Genomic DNA, 21,157 nt, shown 5'->3' with positions numbered 1-21,157 from the left:
CTCCTTTCAAATGTCGTATTGCAAGGCGATGAAGAACGTCTGCGGCGCGCCGACGGTATAGGTCGTGTCCTGGCCGATGGCCGCATCCGCGGCGGAGATGTCCGAAATATATTCCTTGTCCAGCAGGTTGGTTGCCGAAAACGAGACGGTGAGCGCCTGTTTTGAGGTCAGCTGGAAGGTTTTGCTCAGGGCCAGATCGACGAGAAAATAGGCACCCAGGGAGTACTTGTTTTCCACATCCACATAGCGCTCACCCATGTAGCGAATACTCGGCGTGATCCGGTAGCCGTTTTTCTCCCAGTTCAGCGAGAGGTTGGCCATCCATTCGGGCACATCGGGGATCTGATGCCCATCGGATTCGATGGTCGAACCACCGGCCGCCTCGATGTCGCTGGTGAATTCATATTGGGTATAGGTTATGGCCGCACTGACGCTTAATTCCGGCGTGAGGGTACAGCCGGCCGCCAGTTCGACACCGTAGGATTGGGCTTCGGCGGAGTTTTGGGTATAGGTCATGTCAAGATCGGGATCGTAGAAGCTGCCGCCCACATTTTTCATCAGGGAGTAAAATACGGTCGGCGTGATAAACCCCCGGTCAAAGGTATAATTCAGCCCCAGATCGAAATTATCGCCGGTCTCCGGTTCAATGCTGTCCCATACGGCCTGCAGCTCGGCGTCGCTCATACCCTTGGCCTGAAGGGTCGTGATCTGTTTGCCGAGGCTGTAATGGGGGGTGTTGTAGGTCCGGCCATAGCTTGCCCGGAGTTGGAGGGCGTCCTGGAAACGATGGGTGATGCCGATATTGGGCAGGAAAACCTCATGGGTCTGGCCATCCACGTGAAGCTTAACATCCGGATCCAGCGCCAGTGCATCGTCATAATCCACATCGGGAAGGCCGGTGACATCGTAACTGGTCAAATCGGGCTGGGTCAGCCACAGATAGCGCACACCCGCCGCCAGTGTGGTCGCCCCAATGGTTTTCTCCGCCGTTACAAAAGGACTACTGAACTTGTGATTGTCCACTTCCACCAGCCGTTCCCAGCCCAAGAACGTCAGGTCTTTCGTGGAGCGGTACTTTCTCGATGTGGGCGGTCCGGGTGCTTCGTCTTCCTGGTACCAGTAGCCCGCCTTGATTTCGCCCTGATCGATGGCATACCGGTACTCGATCACGCCTCCCATGGTATCGTGATCCACCGACCAATCGATCACCTTGCCACTGCTGCCCAAATACCAGGTTCCCCGGTCGTGCAGGTAGTATGGCTTGATCGTCAGGGATGAATGATCGCTCAACGGAATGGCGATCTTTCCGAAAACGGTGCTGGTTTCAAAATGCTGGCGATTGTTATCGTAGTAATAGGCATCCGTGGCGCTGTTCCCGGTCAGGGAATCGTTGTAGTCGAAATCCGTGTTGGCCGACAGATCCCGGGTCTGCTCGTAACTCAGCCCTCGGTAGGAATGCTTGCTGTCATTGTTGTAGACACCGTAAAATTCCCATTGGATGGGCTGGTCGGTGGTTCCCGAAAGACCCATGGCGACATTCTTGCGGCCGTCCGGCGAATCACCGCTGCCCTTCCATTTGTCGGCTTCCGTATAAGAGCCGGATACAAACAGCTTGGCAATCCGGCCCATCTCACCGCTGTCCAGACGGATGAAACTGCGGGTGAAGGCGTCGCTTCCCAGGGCCTGCTTGGCCATCCCGTGGCTTTTGTCGCCGGGTCGCCGGACCCGCATGTCCACCATTCCGTTGTCGCTGCCATACCCGAAGCCGCTGTCCGCTGAAACCGCGCCCTTGGAAACCGAGATGGTGTCGATATTCTCAAGGTCCATCATCGTGCTCAACCCGATTCCCGGACCGATGCCCTTGATCGGCAAGCCCTCGATGGTTTCCCCGATATTGCGATCCGATTTCCCGCGAATCCGATGGGAGATATCCAGCCCGAAGGCATCGTTGTTGCGAATATCCACACCCGGCTGCATGGAAATGGCCTTGTACGGATTGATCTGTTCCGCGCCGCCCTGGATGCCGATGGTGGCCCTGCCGACGGTTTCCTGGGTGCCCACGACCGATTCCGGTGGGGTGATGGTGGTTGCCGATTCCTTTTCATCAACCACGTTGACCGGGGGAAGGGTCTGAACATCCGTGTCCGTTTGGGCCGTTTCCTGCGCATGGCTATCGTTGAAAGCTAAAAAAAAGATCATGCTCACCAATAAAAGAATCGTGGGTTTCCTGCCCGAGTTCAGATATGCGTGCGTTTTCATGCGGCGAGTCCTTTTTCTCAAGTCGTTTCCGATTCCTTTTTCGTATCCGCGTGAGTAGATGCCATTACGAGGGAAGGTTTGCCGTCATCAGTGGATCAATTGAGCTGCTTTTCGATCACTAGCCGTTCAGCCGATTTTCCATAAAAGTGATAGCCCGACCCCGCCTCGGCCAGGGTGTCGAGCAGCCGGTCCGCATCGGTTACCATGATGCCGCCGATAGATGTGATGCCGCGGCTGAAAAATGCATCCGGCAGCATGCTTGCCGTGGGGCCGACCAGCACGGCTTCGGCACCGCTTTTCATCTGGCCCAGAATTTCTTCCAAGGTGTTGTTGATCAAGGTGGTGCCGGTGATGATCAACAGATCCGCGGCAGCAATGCACCTGCCGGCGTTTTCCTGGGGTTGGAAAAATTTCATTTCGTCGGGTTTGAGCGTGCGCGGATCCTTCTCCAGGATGGTGAACGGCTTCTCCCGGCGTTTGAGCATGCGGAAATATGGCACCAGGGCACCGATCACGACGACCTCGGCATCGTCAGCGATCGTTCGATTCTCAACCGGGTCAATGCCTTTGATGAGCCGGTAGCTCGTGGGCGGATGAAGACGCCAACAGGTGGCCGACAGCGCGTTGAGAACGGCGATACCCAGGGCTTTCTGCAGCGGCCCGCCCTGCTGCATGCGCTGGATGTAGTACCCGACCGGCTGCCCGACCAGTTTGCCGGAGTTCGGCATGGCCCGTGCTGAACTGGGGCAGCAGACCGCTTCGGGAATCTCCTTGACCGGCGTAAAACAGATGCCGCCCTCGCCGTTGGACAGTTTGATGCCTGAGAAGAATATCCCGATGACAGCACGTTCGACCGTCAATTGATCCATTTCCGGCCCCAGCATCGAGCGTAAATGGGCCACGGTTTCCATTAACAACGTATCGGACACATGGTGCGTGGGGATCACGGTTTCACTCCTTCTTGCCAGCACCCTAACAACAGCAGCTGGAGGGTTGCGGCTCGCCGATGGCTGTTTGCGTTTCCTTGACGGCCAAGCTGAGGCGTGAAGGACCGAATGCGGTGGGTACGACGCAGGTTTCCTGCAGTTGCAGTCCCTTGGCGGCAAACAGCTTGTCAAAGTCTTCCACATGGCAGAGGGGATGGCCGAAGCTTTGCAGTGCCTTACCCAACTCCTGAACACCGCTTCCTTCTGCGGCACATCCGGGAGCGCAGAACCAATGATTGCTCACCAACAGCCCGCCGGGATTGAGGCAGGCGCACACGTTGTCGAAAATCGGTGCCAGATTTTTGCGAAATTTGTAGAGCAGGTGGGAGACGATCACGATATCATACCCTGAACCGAAATCATCCTCGGTGATATCTCCGGCCTGAGCGACGATGCGGTTTTGCATTCCGAAATCCGTGACATAGCGCATGGTGGTTTTGATGACGAAGGGTTTATCCAACACGGTTGCTTCCAGATGTGGGTTTGCCTGGCACAGGGCAATGGCGTAGAGGCCGTGGCCGCCGCCGATGTCCAGCAACCGTCTGGCGTTATAGAATCCATCCCAGTTGGAGATGGCTTCGGTGACCGATTGCAATTCCCCGCGAAGGGCACGCTGGCCGAGTGCATCGAGAAAATCAGGCTGGGGCCGGCGTTGAAGGCGCCCGTTTGCGGCTGTTCACGCCGCATGGCCGCCGCCAGGTCGCTCCAGTGAGCATTCCGGGTGGCGCTTTGGATCCACGCACCTTGGAAAAACGGGCTGCGCGGCAGGAGAAAATCGTTGGCCGCCTTGGTATTGACATACAATTCATTGTGGATGGACAGAAACCCCATATCCACCAGCGTGTTGAGAAAATCCCTTGAAAACATCCCGTTGATCCCGATGCCTTCGGCGATGGTATTGCGGTTGCTGGGCCCCCTGTTGTCAAGGAACGCGAATACGCCCAGTTCCAGGGCGGCGTGCAGGGCTTGGAAGGATTGGTACCCTTCGATGACATGGTCGAGTTTCTCTATTCCTGATGGTAGGCGCAGATTCATCAGCGAGCGGTCTTGGGTGGCCATAATCTTCTCCCTGGGTGTGATGGGTATTGGTGCTGGGCAAGGTTCGATTCATCCTGAAGGATAATTTTAAAACATACAAAATATGTTTTTAAAATTATAAAAATGCTTATTAAAGAGCAAAAACTCAATTGTCAAACATAATTTTAAAACGTTATTGTATCGATATGTAAGTCATGTCCACGAATAGCCTGCCTGCTATCGGGATTTTACGAATCCGTCATGTGTGAGAACAGCATGAGGCATCCTTGGCAGACGCCGATACACCTCTGCCCGGAATGCCTCATTTAATCTTCAGGATCTACCTGCGATCTGTCGCAACAGGGTTTCGCGACAGATTCATGCCATGCGTGCGGCGAACATCCATTCCGGGGCTTTGGGGGTACGCGGCGGTTTGGCCGGAATCATGTTTTTGGCCCTGAAACGATCATTGACGTTGTGTCTGCGGATTAAAATCTTGGCGCTCTCCACATCCCGTCGGCAAATGGCCTGGAACAGTTCATTGTGTTCGCGGACACTTTCCGGCAATCGCTTGCTCTCCAGCTCTTCCGGCCGGAAGCACAGAGCGATCATCTGGCACAACTCGTTGTACTGCTGGGCGAGGAACTGGTTTCCGGCCATGGCGATGATGACGGCATGAAACTCGGCGTCCAGGAGGAATAGTTTGCTATAGGCCTGGATGGCCACGCCGTCTGCGTAGGCGATTTTGGCCTCCTCCAGCTTGATGCCGTCCAGGTCGGTCATCTTTTGCAGGGCCTTGCCGATGTTGCTCAACTCCAGGGCTTCCCGGACCTCATACAGATCTTCGGCGTCCTCCCGCGTCAGGCGGCGCACGGAGTATCCCTGATTGGGAATGAATTTGAGATAGCCCTCCTTGGCCAGAATGCTCAGCGCGTTGTTGACCGGCGTTCGGCTCACCCCGAGCTTTTCGGCCAGGTCCACCAGGATCAACCGTTGCCCGGGGACGATCGCGTTGCTCATCATCATTTCCTTGATGGCGTTGTAGGACGCCAATGCGAGATTTCTGGGTGTTTTCATGCGCTTAGTATCCTTTCGGGGCAGCACGGCATCTCTTTTTCACGGGAGGTATGGGGGGCTGCCACAGGGAGCGGTTCGACCGATTGCCAAAGCCACGTATCGGTGGGTTTGGCAAACGATCGGTTGACGTGTTGGGGATCGAAGTCGATCCCGTAGAAGCCGCGATAGAAGATCTGGGCTTCTGCCATGACGTTGTAGTGGCAGCGCTGGGGGTGAAACACCTTGGCCATGTGCAACAGGCCGAGCACCCAGCGGGGACTGCCGAAATCCCATCCCGGCGCCGGATGGACAAAAACCCGCCGATGTCTCACCGCTTTGACCGTAACGCCCAGGGAGAGGCATTCGGCAATGAAATCGTCCACCCGGTTGGAGAGAAATGCCGAAATGAAAATGATGTCGGGATCAAGGGCGTTAAGCCGGGCAAGGCTCAGGTTGTGGCCGGGCCGTCCGCCCGGTGCCAGCGTCCGGTTGAGGCTGATGCCGCCGGCCAATTCCACCAGCTGATTCTCCATGCGGCCGCCGTTGATGTAGAAACAGGGCTTGCCCATGGCGTAGTAGACCCGGGGGCGGCGTTTGGGCGATGCCAGGCGTCCGCCACGCGGGCCAGTTGCTTTTCCAGATAGGCGGCCAGCGTCTCGGCACGTTCCGGAACACCGGCCTTGCGGCCGAAATCCCGTAGGGTGGCGATATAATCCCGTGGACGCTGGATGGATTGGTGCAGCCGTTTGAGGCCGCCATCCTGCAAAATCTCCTCCCAAGCCGCGACCACCACGTCGCGGCGGGTGACCCCCATGGCGATGAGCATGGCTTCCACGATTTCCATGGCACGGGTCAAAGGATAGCCGCCTTCGAAGTCACCTTCTTGATAAGTGGCGGCAGCCGGCGGGCCGACAATGGGTAAAAGGTGGGGGCAGGCCGGACAACTGTTGTCCACGGGCAGGCCCTGCTTGGGCGTTTTCAGTTTAGCGCCCATGGGGCCGTAGAATTCCCGCCGTAGAATCACGTGGCCGCAGTGGGGGCAGCGGGTGTGGAGGGAGTCGCTGCCCGGCGTGTTGAAGAGGTAGACATAGTCGAGCGACTGCCGGGCGGTGAGGCAGAAATCCTCGGCCTCGCGGATGGATGGCTCCAGATCGATGCCGGCATTCTCGAAAGGCAGAAAACGCATCACCTGAAGCGGCATGCACCGCGACAGGCGGCCCATATGCCGGGCCAGCTCCAGCAGCTCCGCGGCATTGTGGCGCGTGAGAATACACGACATCTCGATGTGCACACCGGCGCCGTGCAGGGCCGCCAGATTTCTCAGGACCGGTCGGAGCGATGGTGCGCCGCAGGCTTTGTAGGCCGCATCGGTGAAACCCTTCATGCCGATATTGATGAAGTCCAGAAAGGGGAGCAACTGGCTCAGGGACTCCGGCGTGAAATAGGCGTTGGAGGAACAGCCCACCTCGAGCCCCTGATGATGGGCCAGTTCGGCGATGCGCAGGAAACGGGGAAAAGCGGCCAGGGGGTCGTTCATCAAAAAAACGATCCCTTCGCAATCCGATCGTATCGCCTCGGCCACCACCTCATCGGCCGTGCGTCGATGCAGGGCCTTGCTGTCGGGCGACATGGCTTTCACCAAGGTCGTCGAGATGCATCCCGGGCAATTGAAGTTGCAACCGGTGGTGGTGATCTGCAGGAATTTCGAACCCGGGCGGAAATGCAGCATCGGCATGGTTTCGATGGAGATCGGGCAGATGACCAGGAACCGGTCCGGGTAACGTTCCACAATGTTGCCGTTTTGCCATTCATAGAGACCGCAGGCCCCCGGCTGGCCGGGGACCAAGCGGCAGCGTAATTCGCAGATGGTGCAATGGTGATGGTTCATTTCTTTTCGTCCTGAAGGCCTTTGGCCAACCCGGTCGATGGGCGCAGCATCGGGAAAAACCCTTTGCGCATGCGCGCAATCGGCCACATGTTCTTTTCATTGACCACCCGAGGCCGCCATCAAGGGCATGGAAACGGGTGCCGTCGATTGGGCAATCACCAGACGCTCGGCGGACCGACCGTAAAAATGGTAGCCGGATCCGCCTTGGGAAAGCGTGTCGAGCAGCAGGTCCGGTTTGGTGACCGTGATGCCGCCAATGGCTTGGATGCCCCGCTTAAAAAAGGCTTCCGGAAGCATGCTGGCCGTCGGACCGACCAGAATGGCTTCCGCATGGGGCGATTTTTGAGCCAATATTCCTTCCAGTGTGGCGTTGATCAAGGTGGTCCCGGTGATGATGATCAGGTCCGCCGCGGCGATGCACGCATGGGCCTTTTCCGGTGGTGTGAAGAACGGCATCTCGTCGGCTTTGAGAGTGCGCGGATCCTTTTCCAGGATATGGAAGGGACGGCCGCGTTGTTTAAGCATGCGGATATAGGGAACCAGGGCACCGATGACGACGACGACGGCATCATCAGGGATGGGGTGGTTGTCGACCGGGTCGGCACCGCTTAACAAATTGTAGGCGATGGGGATCTGGCCGCGCCAGCAGGTTGCCGACAGGGCATTGAGCACGGCAATGCCGAGGGCCTTGTGCAGGGGGCCGCCGCGGTTCATGCGTTCGAGATACGCTTTGACCGTTTGTCCGTCCAGCCTTCCGGCATTGGGCATCGCACGGGCCGAACTGGGGCAGCAGACGGCTTCGGGAATCTCCTTGATCGGTGTAAAGCAAATTCCTCCGTCCCCGTTGGATAATTTGACCCCGGAAAAGAAAATTCCCACGACGGTCCGTTCGACGGTGAGGCGATCCATATCCCTCCCGAGGATTGAACGGAGCCGGGTGACGGTTTCCATCAGGATCTCATTGTCCGTGGGGGGGAAATCATGGCTGGGTTTCAATTCGGGTGCCTCCTTGGTGGGCAATCGCATCCATTCGCCGACGGAAAGATGGTTGCTAAATGCTTAACCCTGATTTCATGCGAGCCGGATCTACATGATGTTTAATACAACATAACGCGAAAAGAAGTCAAATTATTTTTAAACACGTCAATTATTCATCAATAAAGGAAGCGGAACGGGAAAATTTCATGCAATCGGGCTGGGAAGGGCGCGGTTTCCCACACCCCTTATCGGGAATTACGAAGAGGCTTTATGGTAAAGCAGGGGAGGCATCGTCCGGCAATTTTGACGGATTCGTAAAAAGCCCGAGATCAAGGCTTGCGAATCCCGAGGAATGAGGCGTACTTGGCGTACGCCGCAGTGACGAGGGATACGCGTAACGCCGATATCGGGCTTTTTACGAATCCGTCAAGCGTGAATCCAATCTCATTGTTAGCGCCAGGATGGCGTGGACGCTTCACCTTGAGGTCGTCAAGCTTCTTTTGGCGATGTCGTTACGATGAAAGGAGGGGGCCATGCGCATGCCCGATATCGACTGGAACGCCCTGTGGCGGGCAGGTCACGCCCGCCGATTCATGTCCGCGCGGGATCCCGGGTTCTGGGACAAACGCGCGCCGGAGTTCGCCCGCCACGTTCAGACCGACGGCTATGCCAGTCAGTTCATGGCCATCCTGAAGCCGCAGCCGGCGTGGCGAGTGCTGGATATCGGCTGCGCGGCCGGCACATTGGCGTTCCCATGGCGCCACGGGTAAAGGCGATAACCGCCATGGATCCCTCCGCCCGGATGCGTGAACTGCTCCAGCAGCGCTGCGACAATGAGGGCATCGGCAATATCCGGATCGTCGACGGCCGCTGGGAGGATGACTGGGATGTCCTGGGGGTCGGTGTGCATGACGTGGCGATTGCCTCCCGTTCCCTGATCGTCGATGATCTGCAGGGCGCCATCGAAAAACTCCAGCGCCATGCCTCCCGTCGCGTGGTGCTGTCGGCCATGGTGGGGGATGGCCCCCATGATCGGCGGATTTTCGACGCCGTGGGTCGGGAATTTATCGCCGGCGCCGATTACATACTGCTGGTCAATTTGTTGCGGCAAATGGGCATTTTTGCCGATCTGACCTTTATCTGCCAGCACCAGCAAAAAAACTACCGGGATGTCGAGGACGCCCTGAACGGCATGCGCTGGATGCTCCAGGGGATGACACCGGACGAAGAAGATCGGCTGAGGACGTATCTTGCCCGCACATTGGTCCGCGAAAACGGCCGTTGGAAGCTGCCCTATCAACGCATTGTCCGGTGGGCGGTGATTGGGTGGAACACGAATGGCGTGGACGATTTCTAATTGATGGACTCGTAAAAAATCGCATCTCCGACGGATTCGTAAAAGGCCCGAGATCAAGGCTTGCGAATCCTGAGGAGTGAGGCGTACTTAGCGTACTCCGCAGTGACGAAGGATGAAGCGTAACGCCGATATCGGGTTTTTTACGAATCCGTCACAATTCGGCAATCATTTTCCCGGTAATGCTGCTTTCATAACCAGGAATGGCGTTGATTTCGCGCCGCAGGGCGGCCGATTGGAGCACGTCCAGGAGCACCTGGACGGTCGGGTGGTTGCTGATGTCGTTGGGGATGACGAGGTCGCAGCGGGCCGCCGTGATGGGAACGAACCCCAGGTCGAAGGCTTCGGCGATGGCGCGCAGGCCCAGGGCCGCATCGGCCACGTTGCAGGCAATGCGATAGCGCCCTCGCGGTGGGAGTGCACTTCGTTGGCATAGCCGTTGATACGGGCTGCGTCGATGCCGGCGCGCTGCAACCGGTCGTCGAGCAAGACCCGCAGGGCGGCGCCGGGTTCCCGATTGATGAAGCGCACCATCGGTTGGGCCAGGTCGGCCACCGTGCGGATGCCCAGGGGGTTGCCGTTGGCCACCATCAGCCCCTCCTCGAGCAGGGAGAAGCCCAGGACGCTGCTGCGCAGGCCGGCGAGTTTCTGGCTGGCCACGACGACATTGGACTCGGCCTTGCCCGTATTGTGCAGATGGGTTCCGGCCACATGGGCCAGGCCTTCGGCCAGATGGCTCAATGCGCGGTGGCTGGAGGCGAAGCGGCAGTGAACGCGCATTTCCGGCGCCGCGCGACTGACATGGTGACCCAGGATGTCAAAGGCCGGATCGCAGCCCATGAGGATAATGGTCTTATCCAACCGGTCGCTGGAGGAGAGGATGCTGGCGCTTTTTTTGTCGGGATTCAGCAACCCATCGGCGGAGCGCAGGCCGAAGGGAATCGATTCGGCACCGTGAAGCGGCAGGCCGACCAGCCGGTCGCGGACCCGTCCCAGGGTCAGGCGTGTGGTCGGCGCATCCGTATCGCTGAGAAGATGCACCGGCTGATCTTCCGGTTCCGCCTGTACCACGAAAAGGTCTTCCACCCGGCAGCCGAAGACACGCGCCAGGCGCAGGGCGATGGCGGTATTGGGCAGATAGCGCCCTGATTCGATATCGTAGATGGCCTGACGCCGGGTATCGATTTTTTCAGCCAGTTCCTGCTGGGACCAGCCTTTGTTCATGCGAAACGCCTTGACGTTGCAGACGATGGTGTCATCTTTGCGGGCCATGCCTGACTCCCTCCCCGGACCGTGCCGCTGATGGATAGCGGGTTAAAAAGGTATTGACCGATTCTATATCATATGCCATTAGATCGGGTCAAATAATGTCTAAAAACGACATTATTTATTCGGCGATGATGGATGTTTCGACGTGTATCCCATTGTTAAAGCGTTCATTTTGAGCGGTTTTGCATCCCGGACCGGTCCGATGATCACTGACCTCCAGGCAACGGAAATGGCAATGCGACAATGGACACGATGTGCGTGAGGTGAGGAAAATGAACATGCATGCATGGCGTATCCTGAGGTATGGATGGATTCTGATGATGGTTGTGGTGGTGACGGCGGTTCAGCCGGCCGGCGCCGCAACCGTGCATATGTTCGTGGGAGCCGGTTTGCGACAGCCCGTGGATCAGTTGGTACAGCGCTTTCAGGAGCAGACCGGGCACCCCGTGGTCGTGGATTACGGTGGCAGCGGCCAGCTTTTGACCAAAATCGACGCCACCGGCAGCGGCGATCTGTTCATTCCCGGATCCCTGTTTTACATCGAGAAGCTCGAAAAAGCCGGTCGCATCCGCTCCTATCGACCCATTGTGGCCCATACCCCGGTAATCGGGGTCAACCGCGCCCGGGCCGAGCGTATCGCCACCTTCGATGATCTGGCCCAGCCCGGCGTCCGTCTGGCCATGGGAGATCCCAAGGCCATGGCCTTCGGCCGCACCGCCATGGCGATCTGCGAGCGCTCGGGAAAGAAGGATGCGATTTTGAAGAACGTCATCGTCTACGGTGTCACGGTCAAGCAACTGGCCCTTTACGTTAGCCAGGGAACCGTGGATGCCGCCATTATCGGGCGGACCGACGCCTTTCAGAATCGTGCGAAGATCACCATCGTCGACATCCCCAAGGCCTATTTCCAGGCCGAAACCATCGCCGCCGCCGTGCTCCGGACGGCCTCCGACCCACAACTGGCCGATCGCGTGCGTGACTTTTTCGCGTCTCCGGCGGCCATTGCCGTCTTCATGCAGTACGGCTTCCTGCCCCTGGAAAAGTGATTCCCGCCCATGCGCTGCCTTTGCCTGCTGCCGTTGGGGCTCTTGGTTTTATTGATCACCGGTGTCTTGGCCGGTCTGTTTCTGCCCCTGCCGATTGCCCAGATCATGGAGACACTGGCATCGGCCGAGATCCGCTTTGCCCTGCGCCTGACCGTGGGCACATCGATGCTGGCGGCGGCCATTGCCTCATCCTGGGTGTTCCCACCGGGTATTTGCTGGCACGCCAGGACTTTCCCGGAAAGGTTCTGGTCGACACGCTGATCGATCTGCCCATGACCATGACCCCCTTGGTGGCCGGCGTGGGGCTGTTGTTCCTGCTGGGTAGCGACGGGATCCGTCAGGTGCTGGACCGTCTGGGCATCCAGCTGCTCTTCACCCCCTGGGGGGCGGTGTTGGCCCAGGTGCTCATCGCGGCGCCGATCATGACCCGTACCAGCCGGTCGGCGTTTGCCTCCAGTGACGTGCGCTTTGAACAGGCTGCCCAGACCCTGGGCCTGAAACCCTGGCAGGTTTTCCTGCGCATCTCCCTGCCCATGGCCCGACCGGTGATTCTGGGGGGGCTGGTGCTTTGTTGGGCGCGGGCCGTGGGCGAGTTCGGCGCGACCCTGATGGTGGCCGGGGCCACGCGGTTTCGTACAGAGACCCTGCCCATGGCCGTCTATTTGAATATCTCCAGCGGAGAGGTGGGGATCGCCTGGTATGCGCCTGGCTGTTGATCCTTACCGGCTTTATCGTTCTTTTGACCATGCGCTGGATTGGTTCGCCCTTGGGGGCCGGAACGCCGCTGACGAGGAGTGGGGCATGACGGCGATCCGTTTGGAAAAGGTCTGTGTGCGCGGGCTTCGGGAGATCGACCTGACCGTGGCCGACGGCGAGCTGTTTGTGTTGCTGGGACCGTCGGGTGCCGGCAAGAGCACTCTGCTGCAGGTCATTGCCGGCCTGTTGGCCTACCAGGGCCGGGTTTTTTTCGATGCCACCTGTATTGACCGGCTGCCGCCCCATCGCCGCCGGGTGGGTTACTTATTCCAGGATCTGTTGCTGTTTCCCCACTTGACCGTGCGCCAGAACCTCAAGATCGCCCTGACGCACCTGAAGCTGGACCGCCGGACCCGAAAGGCAAGGATCGATGAATTGCTGGAGCGGTTTGGCATCGCTCGGCTGGCCGGGCGCTATCCGATCCAGATGAGTGGCGGCGAAAAACAGCGCGCGGCCCTGGCACGGGCCATTGCCACCGAACCGCGGATTCTTTTGCTGGACGAGCCTTTCAGCAGCCTCGATACGGATCATGCGCGGCGGCTCAGGACCGAGTTGAAAAACCATCAACGCCATCTGGGAATCACCACCGTTTTCGTTACCCACAATTGGGAGGAGGCGCGTCAGCTGGCCGACCGCATGGGGAAAATCCATCAGGGGCGGCTGGTGGCCGACGGGGATTATCCCCTGGTTGAGAAAAACGCCATGGCCCAGGCCGGCGAATCGCTGACGTGTACCGCCCCGCGCACCTGGGGGAGGCGCTGGTCGGTGACCGGCGCCTGAATTCGGTCATTCATTCCGATAAAAGAAAAGGAGAGCTTGAAAATGAGATGGATTAAGCACATGATTACCCCGTTGTTGGCAATCGTCATGATGTCGGGATTCGTTGCCGGACCCGTTGCGGCCGAGCAGGCTGAAGTGGTCGTGTTTGCCGCCGCATCCACCACCAATGCGATTACCGATATCGGCAATCTGTATGCCGCGAAGAAGCTGGGAACGATCAAGACCTCGTTTGCCTCATCGTCCACCCTGGCCAAGCAGATTGCAAGCGGTGCACCGGCCGATGTGTATTTGTCGGCCAATAAAAAATGGATGGATTTCCTGGCCGATAAGGACGTCATCGACAAGGCCAGTCGCTTTGATCTTTTGGGCAACCGCATTGTGCTCATCGCCCCCCAGGCGAGTGCCATCCAGACCGTCGACATCAAGGCCGGCATGGACCTGGCGGCGCTGCTGGGGCCGGACGGACGCCTTGCCATGGGCGATCCCGATCACGTGCCCGCCGGCATGTACGGGAAAAAAGCCCTGGAGAAATTGGGCCTTTGGGGGCAAGTCAAGGATCGTGTGGCGCCGATGAAGGACGTGCGCGCCGCCCTGGTTCTGGTGGAACGGGCCGAGGCCCCGCTGGGCGAGGTCTATGCCACGGATGCGGCCATTTCCAACAAGGTCCGCGTGGTGGGGACCTTTCCGGCCGACAGTCATCCGCCCATCGTCTACCCAGTGGCGGCCGTGACGGGCGGCAAGGCCGAGGCGGCCAAGGCGTTCATGGATTTTCTTAAAACCCCCGAAGCCCGCGCGATTTTCGAAAAGTATGGATTCAGCGTGAATTAATGCATTTTTTGAATTTGACGGATGTTGAGCTGGAGGCCCTGCGGCTGAGCCTGTGGGTCTCCGGCTGGGCCGTGGCCGCCAGTTTGCCCCTGGGCATCCTGGCGGCCTGGGTTTTGGCCCGGCTGCGTTTTCCGGGCAAGAACCTGCTCGATGGATTGATCCATTTGCCCCTGGTCCTGCCACCGGTGGTCACCGGTTATCTGCTGCTGGTGCTGTTGGGCCGCAACGGCGTGATCGGCGCCTGGCTCTATCAGCTGGGCATCGTGCTGGCCTTTAATTGGAAGGGGGCCGTGCTGGCGGCCGCGGTGATGTCATTCCCCTTGTTGGTGCGGGCCGTGCGACTTTCCCTGGAGGGGTCGACCAGGGGCTGGAGGCCGCTGCGAGAACGTTGGGCGCCGGCCCGTTGCGGGTTTTTTCACCGTGACCCTGCCCCTGATGATTCCGGGCATCATTACCGGACTGATTTTGGCCTTCGCCCGCAGTTTGGGCGAGTTCGGCGCCACCATTACCTTTGTTTCCAATATTCGCGGTCAAACCCAGACCCTACCGCTGGCCCTTTATACGTTTACCCAGGTTCCCGACGGTGAGATGGCGGCCATGCGCCTGTGCATCCTCTCGGTGACGATCGCCATGCTGGCCCTGATTTGTTCAGAAGTGCTGGCTAGGCGGTATGCCAGCCGTTTGCAAGGATGACGGATTCGTAAAAGGCCCGATATCGGCGTTACGCGAATCCTTCGTCACTGCGGCGTACGCAAAAGTACGCCTCATTCCTCAGGATCCGCAAGCCTTGATCTCGGGTCTTTTACGAATCCGTCCGAACAGTAACTTTTTACGAATGTATCGAGGGTAGGTTCCGGTGGAAATCGATGTTACCCGCCAGCAGGGCGATTTTTGGTGAATGCCGTTTTTCAAAGCGACGATTCGGGTGTGACCGCCCTGTACGGACCCTCCGGTGCCGGCAAGACCTCCATCGTCAACATGGTGGCCGGCCTATCACGCCCCGATGCCGGCCGCATCACCGTCAACGGCCTGTGCCTGTTCGACGCGGCCAAGGGCATTGATCTGCCACCGGAACGGCGTCGCATCGGCTATGTCTTTCAGGACGGGCGTCTCTTGCCGCATTTGTCGGTACGCGCCAATCTGACCTATGGCATGCGTCTGACGCCGGCCGTCCAGCGTTTCGTCAAATTCGATGCCGTGGTCGAACTGCTCGGCATCGGTCACCTGCTGACACGCCGCCCGGCAAGACTCTCCGGCGGCGAGAAACAGCGCGTGGCCATCGGCCGTGCCCTGTTGACCAGCCCGGCCATGCTGCTCATGGACGAGCCCCTGGCATCCCTGGACGCCGCGCGCAAGGCCGAGGTGATGCCGTTTATCGCGCGTCTCAGCCAGGAGTTCGCCATTCCCATCCTTTATGTCAGCCACGCCCTGGATGAAATTCTCAACCTGGCCGATCACATGGTGGTGATGGAAAAGGGCCGTGTCCTGGCCCATGATCGTCTGGAGGATCTTTTGGCCCGACCGGAGCTGCACACGCGCCTGGGCGGTGACGACAGCGGGGCGGTGATTCCGACCGTCGTGGAGGCATCGCCGGCTGCCGATGGCTTGGCCCATTTGCGCTTCGGCGCCCGGATTCTCAAAGTGGCACCCATCACGGCAGCCGCCGGGGACACGGTGCGCGTTCGTATCCCGGCCCGGAATGTGGCCATCGCCATGGCGCCGCCGGGCAGAACCAGTTTCCAGAATGTCTTTGCCGGGCAGGTGGACACGATTCTGGACAGCGGCGGCTATTATGTCGACGTGCGCCTCGATATCGGCGTCCCCTTGTGGTCGCGGATTACCCGGGACTCGTTCCAGGAATTGGGACTCGAGTCCGGTCAGCCGGTTTACGCGTTGATCAAGAGTGTTGCCGTGCTGCTGGGCGGGGGCGATCTCCTCGCCAAGGTGTGAAACCCCTTCAAACACGCTCTCAGTAGCGAACTTCGTCCCAGGGATCAGGCTCATCGTGGATGCGGCGATCCTTCATGGGGTCGATAACGGTATTGAATGCGCGTCGTTCACCGTTGCTGTCGCATTCGTTGGGACATGCCAGCGTCCCGTCTTTTTTTCGAAAGAGAATTTTTTTGCATTGTGCGCAACGTTGCATCTCTGTCTCCTCAATATTCCCGCTGCATTGTGATCGTTGAACCGGTGCGTCCGGGGGAAGAACGCGCGCTCAGCATGAAGCGCCGTTTTGATGGGCACCAGCAATAAACATGCCTATCTATATATTGTGGTCTTCTTGTATGAAGTTGACTATATGTTGATTCGGTGGGTAAATGATGCCATACGCCAGGGTGACGTATGCCCTTTTTGTGAAATCAAATACATGCTTCTTCAGCGGCCTGTCCACTTTCCGGTTGCTTTTCGATTTTTTTTCTCATAGCATTTTTTTATTGTGGTTGCCCTGTGAAATAGACAAATCGCCTGATATTCACTATCGTTAGATGGGTTGCCCGTATGCTGGAAAAAGTCGCCTTGTTTTCGAATCTGCAGACCGACGCCATCGCCCGGCTGGAGACCTTTTGCCAGGAACGCAAAGTTCCCAAAAACACCTTGGTGATCACTGCCGGGGACGAGACCGATTGCCTGTATGTGCTGCTCAAGGGCAAGGCCCATGCGCTGCGCAGCGACGAATCGGGACGGCAGTTCGTGGTCAATCGTTTCCAGCCATATGACTACTTTGGTGAGATGAGCCTGCTGGACCGCAACGCCCGGTGTGCCACCGTGATCACCAAAACCCCCTGTATCCTGATCGTCCTGACGCGCAAGGCGTTTTTCGACTTCGCCGATGCACATCCCATGCTTTACCGCAACGTGATCGATACCCTGCTCGACAAACTCAGAAAGGCCACGCAACAAATTGAGGCGTTGGCCTTTCTGGATGTCTATGGGCGCCTATCCCGGTTTCTGACCGACAACCAGAATGCCGATGGGGTCATTGAGGAAAAACTCACCCAGCAGGAACTTGCCGACATGGTGGGGGCCTCCCGCGAGACCGTTTGCCGGATTTACAACGAATTGGTGACCGGGGGGTATATTGCCAAGGAGAAAGGCCGCATGCGGGTTATCAAAACCCTGCCCTTCAATTTTTGACGGATCCGTCCGAAAGGCGAATTTCCGCGAACCCACCCCCGTTTAACCCGCCGTCTGTCTTTTTCCGCGGGTCACCGAAAAAATGTGAGCCAGGTCACATTTTTCATGTGAATACCGTCACAGCGCCAACCGCCTACCTGCGTTAGGGTTTGCCTATCCTCCGTTTTTCCCCGAATGCACAAAACCGGCGTCACCGGTGTTGGATGGCGTCCAAGGCAGGGGTTCCCCACATGTTAAAGGAGTCGACGCATGAATCTTCAACCCTTAATCGATAAGTTGATCGCGTTCCCGGACGATCGTACGGCGATGGAAAGCGTACGGCGGCTATCCACGCATACCGACGATGTTCAGGTGATGTCCGCGCTATGTGCGTTGGCCGTGAAAGCGGTCAGCCACGCGCTTCGAAACGTTTTGATCGATGTGCTCAGCGCCAATCCCGCCGGGGCGGTGATCCGTTTTTCGGATTATGTGCTGTGGTCACAAAATCCGTCGGAACGCAAATGGGCGTTGGTCAATCTGAGCCTGATGGGTTGCCGTGAGGCCAAGGATGCGGTGATCAGCGGCCTGTACGACCCGGACCCGTCAGTGCGCCAGGCCGCCGCGCTGAGTGCGGGGCTTTATAATGACGGCGGCGTCCAGACCGCCTTGGGACACTGTATCGAGAATCTTCGCCTGGATATGGCAACGGCAAGCCTGGATGACGACCTGTATTTCCGCAAAAAAGAGGAGACGCCCATGGATGACGATATCACCGTGAAAACGATATTTCTCTGATCCCCGCATCCGTGGTGATCACCTGATCCACCCGATCCGCCCGATCCGCCCCACCCATTTTCCTCCTCCCCTTTCAGGCAGGACTGGATTTGCGTTGCCAAGTCGCGTATAAGCAGGCTTTGCAATCGTTTAACCGCTTGAATAGGGATCTTCCACTTGCACCTTCAAGATCTTTGCATGGATGCCCCACGCCTGGCGTTGCTTGTCATCGGAGCGGCCGGCGTACTGGTCGGCAGCGTTGTGACCGTGTGGGTTTGCCGCTGGCGTTGCCGTCAGCGACTGGCCATCGAAACCCGTTTCGCCGGGTTGGAAAAACACAGCCTGGCGGTGCGTCTGGATGAACTGCGGCAGCGGTTGGAAAGTGCGCTCGCCGAGCGGGATTTACTTGCCTCACAGCACCTGCGGGCGGAAAAACAGAACGCCGAACTGAACGCCCGTCTGGAAGCTGAACGCCAACTGGTCCAGGAGAAGATCGCTCTTCTGAACGATGCCCGGGAACGGTTGACGGCAGAATTCAGCGTGCTGGCCGACGGCATCCTGGAAGCGAAAGGGCGCAACTTCGCCGAGCAGAGCAAAACCCAGATGGACGGCCTGCTCGGTCCCCTGCGGCAGCAGTTGGGCGAATTCAAGCAACGGGTCGAGGATGTCTATGACCGCGAATCGCGCGACCGGGCCGCCCTGTTCAACGAGATCGGGCATCTGAAAAACCTCAATGAACGTATCGGCAGGGACGCCATCAACCTGACCAACGCGCTGAAGGGCGATGTGAAGATCCTGGGAAACTGGGGTGAGGTGATATTGGCGCGCGTCCTGGAGGCCTCCGGGCTGGAGAAGGGCAGAGGCTATGACACGCAGGTCAGCCTGACCGATCCCGGCGGTACGCGTTTCCAGCCCGATGTGATCGTGCGCTTGCCCGAGGGGCGGGATGTGATTGTGGATGCCAAGGTCTCGCTCAAGGCCTACGAACGCTACCATAACGCCGGGGATGACGCCGCTGTGCGGGATGGCGCCTTAAAGGCCCATATTGCCTCGCTACGGGCTCACGTCAAGGGGTTGAGCGAGAAGCAATACGAGACGCTGGTCGCATCCACAGCCTGGATTTCGTCATCATGTTCGTTCCCGTCGAGGCGGCCTTTCTGACGGCCTTGGAGAACGATCGGACCCTGTTCGGCGATGCCTTCGAGAAGAATGTCATTCTCGTTTCTCCATCGACGCTTCTGGTGACCCTGCGCACCGTTCAGCACATGTGGCGGTTTGTCGACCAGAACGCCAATGCCATGGAGATCGCCCGGCAGGCCGGCGGGCTGTACGACAAGTTTATCGGTTTCATCGAATCCCTGGAAGACGTCGGCCGTCAACTGGAGCGTGCCCGGGGGGCCTACCGCACGGCCCGTGAACGGCTTTCCAGCGGTCGGGGAAATTTGGTGCGACGGGCCGAACAGCTAAAAGCCCTTGGGGTGAAAACCCGCAAAACCCTGCCGGCCGACTATGCGGCCGAAGAGGAGATGGGCGGGGAGATGGAAGAGAATCTGGAAGACGTACTGGAAAAAGACCCACCCCGGAATGAAGAACGAGGAGACACCCATGTTTAAAAAGCAAACCGATGCCACCTACCGCCCGCTTATCGACGGTGTTCAACTGGCCACCCTGGTATATGGCGAAAAAACCCTGATGGGTCAATTCAGTCTGGCCGGCGGCAGTGTGCTGCCCCTGCATCACCACCCCTATGAGCAGACCGGTTATCTCATCTCCGGCCGCATCGTCATCACCATTGACGGCGTCGATCATGAAGCCGGTCCCGGTGACAGTTGGTGCATCGGCGCCGATGTGCCCCACAGTGCCCGGGCCATCGAGGACGCACGGGCTCTGGAAGTGTTTTCTCCCGCGCGGGAGGATTACCTGCCAACCTAGACCGGCTTCTGTTGATCAGGGGGATGGCGCCACGGCCTCAATACACTTTTCGCCGGGAAAAGCCGCGGCCGAGGACATTGAACGTGTTTTCGGTGATGATAAAGGCATCCGGGTCGATGGTCAGCGCCACCTCTTCCAGCCGTTTGAGCTGGTAGTTGTGGACCACGGTAAGGATGATTTGTTTCGCCCTGCCGGTGTAGGCACCGCTGCCGTTGAGATAGGTACTTCCCCGATTGAGCCGGGCCTGGAGTTCCCTGGCAATCTGCTCGTTCAGGTCGGAGATGATAAAGACCATTTTCCGCTGGTTGGAAACGGCCAGGACATAATCCATGGTTTGTGAGGAGATGAAACTGGTGAAAAGGGAGTAGAGCACCAAGTCCGCATCCAGGAACCCGAAACTGAAGGCGAAGAGGACGACGTTGAAGGCGAAGTAAAAGGATCCCAGGCGCACGTTGAATTTCTGGTTCAGGATAATGCCTACGATGTCCAGACCGCCGGCGGAGCCCAATGAATGTAAAATGATGCCGGAACCGGCGCCCATGAGGGCGCCACCGGCCAGGACAGCCAGAATCGGTTCCTTGATGGGGAAGGTGATCTGTACCAGGTCGATGGCCAGGGACATAATCGCCATGCCAAAAAGGCTGTAGAAAAAAAAGCGCCGGCTGACATGCAGCCATCCAAAGAGAAAAATGGGAATATTGATGGCCAGATACCACAAACCCGGTGACATGCGTCCGCTGACATAGTAAATGAGAAGTGTCATCCCCGAAACGCCACCGGTGATGAATCCATGGGGAATGGCGATGGCTTTGACGCCGATGGCGAAAACGATGGCCCCCGCCGATATCAGGAACAGGTTCCAGAGGACCGATGAGATGAAGCGGTGATAGAGGATTTTTAACATGGTGCCATCCTGTTGTCCCAGTCGACGGCGTCCTTCGCCGGACCTGGAAAAGGCTCCCAAAACCGCTGGCGGCAGGGAGGTGCGTTGAAAAAACCAACTATGGTAATGCGATGGAACCCACTGTCAAGCCGCCCCCCAAAAAAATACACATCACATCGTCCGTAGCGGCCGCTGCCGTCCGGCGCCTCCCCGGATCCATGCCGACCGGTGCGTCGT

The 21,157-nt window shown here is 58.4% G+C and carries 24 protein-coding genes and 2 pseudogenes; 15 read left to right on the top strand and 11 right to left on the bottom strand.

Annotated features, from left to right (window positions below; genetic code table 11):
• Positions 1-6: 6 nt before the first annotated feature.
• From JCM12296_RS13890 to JCM12296_RS41840, 3 genes are all read right to left on the bottom strand, one after another.
• Entirely contained in the window at positions 7-2,259 is a 2,253-nt protein-coding gene (locus tag JCM12296_RS13890; RefSeq protein WP_054694042.1) for a TonB-dependent receptor, read from the bottom strand.
• A gap of 95 nt (positions 2,260-2,354) precedes the next feature.
• Positions 2,355-3,206, bottom strand: coding sequence for a DUF364 domain-containing protein (locus tag JCM12296_RS13885; protein ID WP_213184130.1), 852 nt, complete (start codon positions 3,204-3,206; stop codon positions 2,355-2,357).
• 25 nt (positions 3,207-3,231) lie between these two features.
• The gene (locus JCM12296_RS41840) at positions 3,232-3,840 is read right to left on the bottom strand and encodes a class I SAM-dependent methyltransferase (RefSeq protein ID WP_218188079.1); all 609 of its coding nucleotides are present in this window, start codon (positions 3,838-3,840) and stop codon (positions 3,232-3,234) included.
• Positions 3,841-3,911: 71 nt separating this feature from the next.
• Between JCM12296_RS41840 and JCM12296_RS41835 the strand changes: the two genes are divergently transcribed.
• Complete coding sequence (locus JCM12296_RS41835; protein ID WP_218188082.1) at positions 3,912-4,106, top strand: hypothetical protein; 195 nt, start codon at positions 3,912-3,914, stop codon at positions 4,104-4,106.
• Here the strand turns inward: JCM12296_RS41835 and JCM12296_RS50490 are convergent.
• The 5 genes and pseudogenes from JCM12296_RS50490 to JCM12296_RS13865 form a co-directional block, all read right to left on the bottom strand.
• Positions 4,074-4,280: pseudogene (locus JCM12296_RS50490) on the bottom strand (dimerization domain-containing protein); the annotation flags it as partial. The gene JCM12296_RS41835 and the pseudogene JCM12296_RS50490 overlap by 33 nt on opposite strands.
• 360 nt (positions 4,281-4,640) lie before the next feature.
• Positions 4,641-5,339, bottom strand: coding sequence for a GntR family transcriptional regulator (locus JCM12296_RS13875; RefSeq protein ID WP_054694038.1), 699 nt, complete (start codon positions 5,337-5,339; stop codon positions 4,641-4,643).
• Positions 5,336-5,851: a substrate-binding domain-containing protein gene (locus tag JCM12296_RS41830; protein WP_218188078.1), complete on the bottom strand. Its 516-nt coding sequence runs from the start codon at positions 5,849-5,851 to the stop codon at positions 5,336-5,338. Before JCM12296_RS41830 ends, JCM12296_RS13875 begins: the two co-directional genes overlap by 4 nt.
• Entirely contained in the window at positions 5,767-7,206 is a 1,440-nt protein-coding gene (locus JCM12296_RS13870; RefSeq protein ID WP_218188077.1) for a radical SAM protein, read from the bottom strand. The genes JCM12296_RS41830 and JCM12296_RS13870 overlap by 85 nt, the downstream gene beginning before the upstream one ends.
• Before the next feature lie 96 nt (positions 7,207-7,302).
• Entirely contained in the window at positions 7,303-8,202 is a 900-nt protein-coding gene (locus JCM12296_RS13865) for a DUF364 domain-containing protein (protein WP_213184127.1), read from the bottom strand.
• Between the two features lie 515 nt (positions 8,203-8,717).
• Between JCM12296_RS13865 and JCM12296_RS13860 the strand changes: the two genes are divergently transcribed.
• Entirely contained in the window at positions 8,718-8,954 is a 237-nt protein-coding gene (locus tag JCM12296_RS13860) for a class I SAM-dependent methyltransferase (protein ID WP_054694032.1), read from the top strand.
• Positions 8,955-8,968: 14 nt separating this feature from the next.
• Entirely contained in the window at positions 8,969-9,541 is a 573-nt protein-coding gene (locus tag JCM12296_RS13855; protein WP_054694029.1) for a hypothetical protein, read from the top strand.
• Positions 9,542-9,692: 151 nt separating this feature from the next.
• Here the strand turns inward: JCM12296_RS13855 and JCM12296_RS13850 are convergent.
• Positions 9,693-10,762 (bottom strand): annotated as a pseudogene (locus JCM12296_RS13850) (substrate-binding domain-containing protein).
• 317 nt (positions 10,763-11,079) lie between these two features.
• Between JCM12296_RS13850 and modA (JCM12296_RS13845) the strand changes: the two are divergent.
• The 7 genes from modA (JCM12296_RS13845) (at position 11,080) to modC (ending at position 16,167) form a co-directional block, all read left to right on the top strand.
• A complete protein-coding gene (gene modA / locus JCM12296_RS13845; protein ID WP_083456134.1) occupies positions 11,080-11,853 on the top strand; it encodes a molybdate ABC transporter substrate-binding protein in 774 nt (257 codons plus the stop codon).
• Between the two features lie 9 nt (positions 11,854-11,862).
• Positions 11,863-12,114, top strand: coding sequence for a hypothetical protein (locus JCM12296_RS39855; RefSeq protein WP_054694023.1), 252 nt, complete (start codon positions 11,863-11,865; stop codon positions 12,112-12,114).
• Entirely contained in the window at positions 12,066-12,569 is a 504-nt protein-coding gene (locus tag JCM12296_RS36385) for an ABC transporter permease (protein ID WP_172683900.1), read from the top strand. Before JCM12296_RS39855 ends, JCM12296_RS36385 begins: the two co-directional genes overlap by 49 nt.
• Entirely contained in the window at positions 12,553-13,389 is an 837-nt protein-coding gene (locus tag JCM12296_RS13830; protein ID WP_054694017.1) for an ABC transporter ATP-binding protein, read from the top strand. The genes JCM12296_RS36385 and JCM12296_RS13830 overlap by 17 nt, the downstream gene beginning before the upstream one ends.
• Before the next feature lie 42 nt (positions 13,390-13,431).
• On the top strand, positions 13,432-14,217 hold the full coding sequence (modA, locus tag JCM12296_RS13825; protein ID WP_054694012.1) for a molybdate ABC transporter substrate-binding protein: 786 nt from the start codon (positions 13,432-13,434) through the stop codon (positions 14,215-14,217).
• Complete coding sequence (locus JCM12296_RS49805) at positions 14,217-14,804, top strand: ABC transporter permease (RefSeq protein WP_340147863.1); 588 nt, start codon at positions 14,217-14,219, stop codon at positions 14,802-14,804. The genes modA (JCM12296_RS13825) and JCM12296_RS49805 overlap by 1 nt, the downstream gene beginning before the upstream one ends.
• Before the next feature lie 307 nt (positions 14,805-15,111).
• A complete protein-coding gene (modC, locus tag JCM12296_RS13815; protein WP_246804287.1) occupies positions 15,112-16,167 on the top strand; it encodes a molybdenum ABC transporter ATP-binding protein in 1,056 nt (351 codons plus the stop codon).
• Between the two features lie 19 nt (positions 16,168-16,186).
• Here the strand turns inward: modC and JCM12296_RS38285 are convergent, their stop codons facing one another.
• Positions 16,187-16,363 (bottom strand): hypothetical protein, encoded by a 177-nt coding sequence (locus tag JCM12296_RS38285; RefSeq protein ID WP_157067604.1) that lies wholly within the window; start codon positions 16,361-16,363, stop codon positions 16,187-16,189.
• Positions 16,364-16,716: 353 nt separating this feature from the next.
• Here JCM12296_RS38285 and JCM12296_RS13805 point away from each other — a divergent pair, with 353 nt between their 5' ends.
• From JCM12296_RS13805 to JCM12296_RS13785, 5 genes are all read left to right on the top strand, one after another.
• Positions 16,717-17,352 (top strand): Crp/Fnr family transcriptional regulator, encoded by a 636-nt coding sequence (locus JCM12296_RS13805; protein ID WP_054694003.1) that lies wholly within the window; start codon positions 16,717-16,719, stop codon positions 17,350-17,352.
• Between the two features lie 249 nt (positions 17,353-17,601).
• On the top strand, positions 17,602-18,126 hold the full coding sequence (locus JCM12296_RS13800; protein WP_054694000.1) for a HEAT repeat domain-containing protein: 525 nt from the start codon (positions 17,602-17,604) through the stop codon (positions 18,124-18,126).
• A gap of 177 nt (positions 18,127-18,303) precedes the next feature.
• The gene (locus JCM12296_RS13795) at positions 18,304-19,266 is read left to right on the top strand and encodes a DNA recombination protein RmuC (RefSeq protein WP_054693997.1); all 963 of its coding nucleotides are present in this window, start codon (positions 18,304-18,306) and stop codon (positions 19,264-19,266) included.
• The gene (rmuC, locus tag JCM12296_RS13790) at positions 19,236-19,718 is read left to right on the top strand and encodes a DNA recombination protein RmuC (protein ID WP_054693994.1); all 483 of its coding nucleotides are present in this window, start codon (positions 19,236-19,238) and stop codon (positions 19,716-19,718) included. Before JCM12296_RS13795 ends, rmuC begins: the two co-directional genes overlap by 31 nt.
• Entirely contained in the window at positions 19,711-20,037 is a 327-nt protein-coding gene (locus tag JCM12296_RS13785; protein ID WP_054693991.1) for a cupin domain-containing protein, read from the top strand. The genes rmuC and JCM12296_RS13785 overlap by 8 nt, the downstream gene beginning before the upstream one ends.
• Positions 20,038-20,074: 37 nt before the next feature.
• Here the strand turns inward: JCM12296_RS13785 and JCM12296_RS13780 are convergent, their stop codons facing one another.
• Entirely contained in the window at positions 20,075-20,941 is an 867-nt protein-coding gene (locus JCM12296_RS13780; protein ID WP_054693988.1) for a YitT family protein, read from the bottom strand.
• Between the last annotated feature and the right edge of the window lie 216 nt (positions 20,942-21,157).

It is taken from the genome of Desulfosarcina cetonica JCM 12296 (assembly GCF_001311845.1).
GTDB lineage: Bacteria > Desulfobacterota > Desulfobacteria > Desulfobacterales > Desulfosarcinaceae > Desulfosarcina > Desulfosarcina cetonica.
Note: the sequence above shows the minus strand (reverse complement) of the source record. Positions and strands in the feature narration are given on the sequence as shown.

Excerpts from the sequence above, each read along its gene's own strand:
- JCM12296_RS13890 (WP_054694042.1), bottom strand. The coding sequence starts at position 2,259 with ATGAAAACGCACGCATATCTGAACTCGGGCAGGAAACCCACGATTCTT.
- JCM12296_RS13875 (WP_054694038.1), bottom strand. The coding sequence starts at position 5,339 with ATGAAAACACCCAGAAATCTCGCATTGGCGTCCTACAACGCCATCAAG.
- JCM12296_RS41830 (WP_218188078.1), bottom strand. The coding sequence starts at position 5,851 with ATGGAGAATCAGCTGGTGGAATTGGCCGGCGGCATCAGCCTCAACCGG.
- JCM12296_RS13870 (WP_218188077.1), bottom strand. The coding sequence starts at position 7,206 with ATGAACCATCACCATTGCACCATCTGCGAATTACGCTGCCGCTTGGTC.
- JCM12296_RS13860 (WP_054694032.1), top strand. The coding sequence starts at position 8,718 with ATGCGCATGCCCGATATCGACTGGAACGCCCTGTGGCGGGCAGGTCAC.
- JCM12296_RS13855 (WP_054694029.1), top strand. The coding sequence starts at position 8,969 with ATGGATCCCTCCGCCCGGATGCGTGAACTGCTCCAGCAGCGCTGCGAC.
- modA (WP_083456134.1), top strand. The coding sequence starts at position 11,080 with ATGAACATGCATGCATGGCGTATCCTGAGGTATGGATGGATTCTGATG.
- JCM12296_RS39855 (WP_054694023.1), top strand. The coding sequence starts at position 11,863 with ATGCGCTGCCTTTGCCTGCTGCCGTTGGGGCTCTTGGTTTTATTGATC.
- JCM12296_RS13830 (WP_054694017.1), top strand. The coding sequence starts at position 12,553 with ATGCGCCTGGCTGTTGATCCTTACCGGCTTTATCGTTCTTTTGACCAT.
- modA (WP_054694012.1), top strand. The coding sequence starts at position 13,432 with ATGAGATGGATTAAGCACATGATTACCCCGTTGTTGGCAATCGTCATG.
- JCM12296_RS49805 (WP_340147863.1), top strand. The coding sequence starts at position 14,217 with ATGCATTTTTTGAATTTGACGGATGTTGAGCTGGAGGCCCTGCGGCTG.
- JCM12296_RS38285 (WP_157067604.1), bottom strand. The coding sequence starts at position 16,363 with ATGCAACGTTGCGCACAATGCAAAAAAATTCTCTTTCGAAAAAAAGAC.
- JCM12296_RS13805 (WP_054694003.1), top strand. The coding sequence starts at position 16,717 with ATGCTGGAAAAAGTCGCCTTGTTTTCGAATCTGCAGACCGACGCCATC.
- JCM12296_RS13800 (WP_054694000.1), top strand. The coding sequence starts at position 17,602 with ATGAATCTTCAACCCTTAATCGATAAGTTGATCGCGTTCCCGGACGAT.
- JCM12296_RS13795 (WP_054693997.1), top strand. The coding sequence starts at position 18,304 with ATGGATGCCCCACGCCTGGCGTTGCTTGTCATCGGAGCGGCCGGCGTA.
- rmuC (WP_054693994.1), top strand. The coding sequence starts at position 19,236 with ATGTTCGTTCCCGTCGAGGCGGCCTTTCTGACGGCCTTGGAGAACGAT.
- JCM12296_RS13785 (WP_054693991.1), top strand. The coding sequence starts at position 19,711 with ATGTTTAAAAAGCAAACCGATGCCACCTACCGCCCGCTTATCGACGGT.
- JCM12296_RS13780 (WP_054693988.1), bottom strand. The coding sequence starts at position 20,941 with ATGTTAAAAATCCTCTATCACCGCTTCATCTCATCGGTCCTCTGGAAC.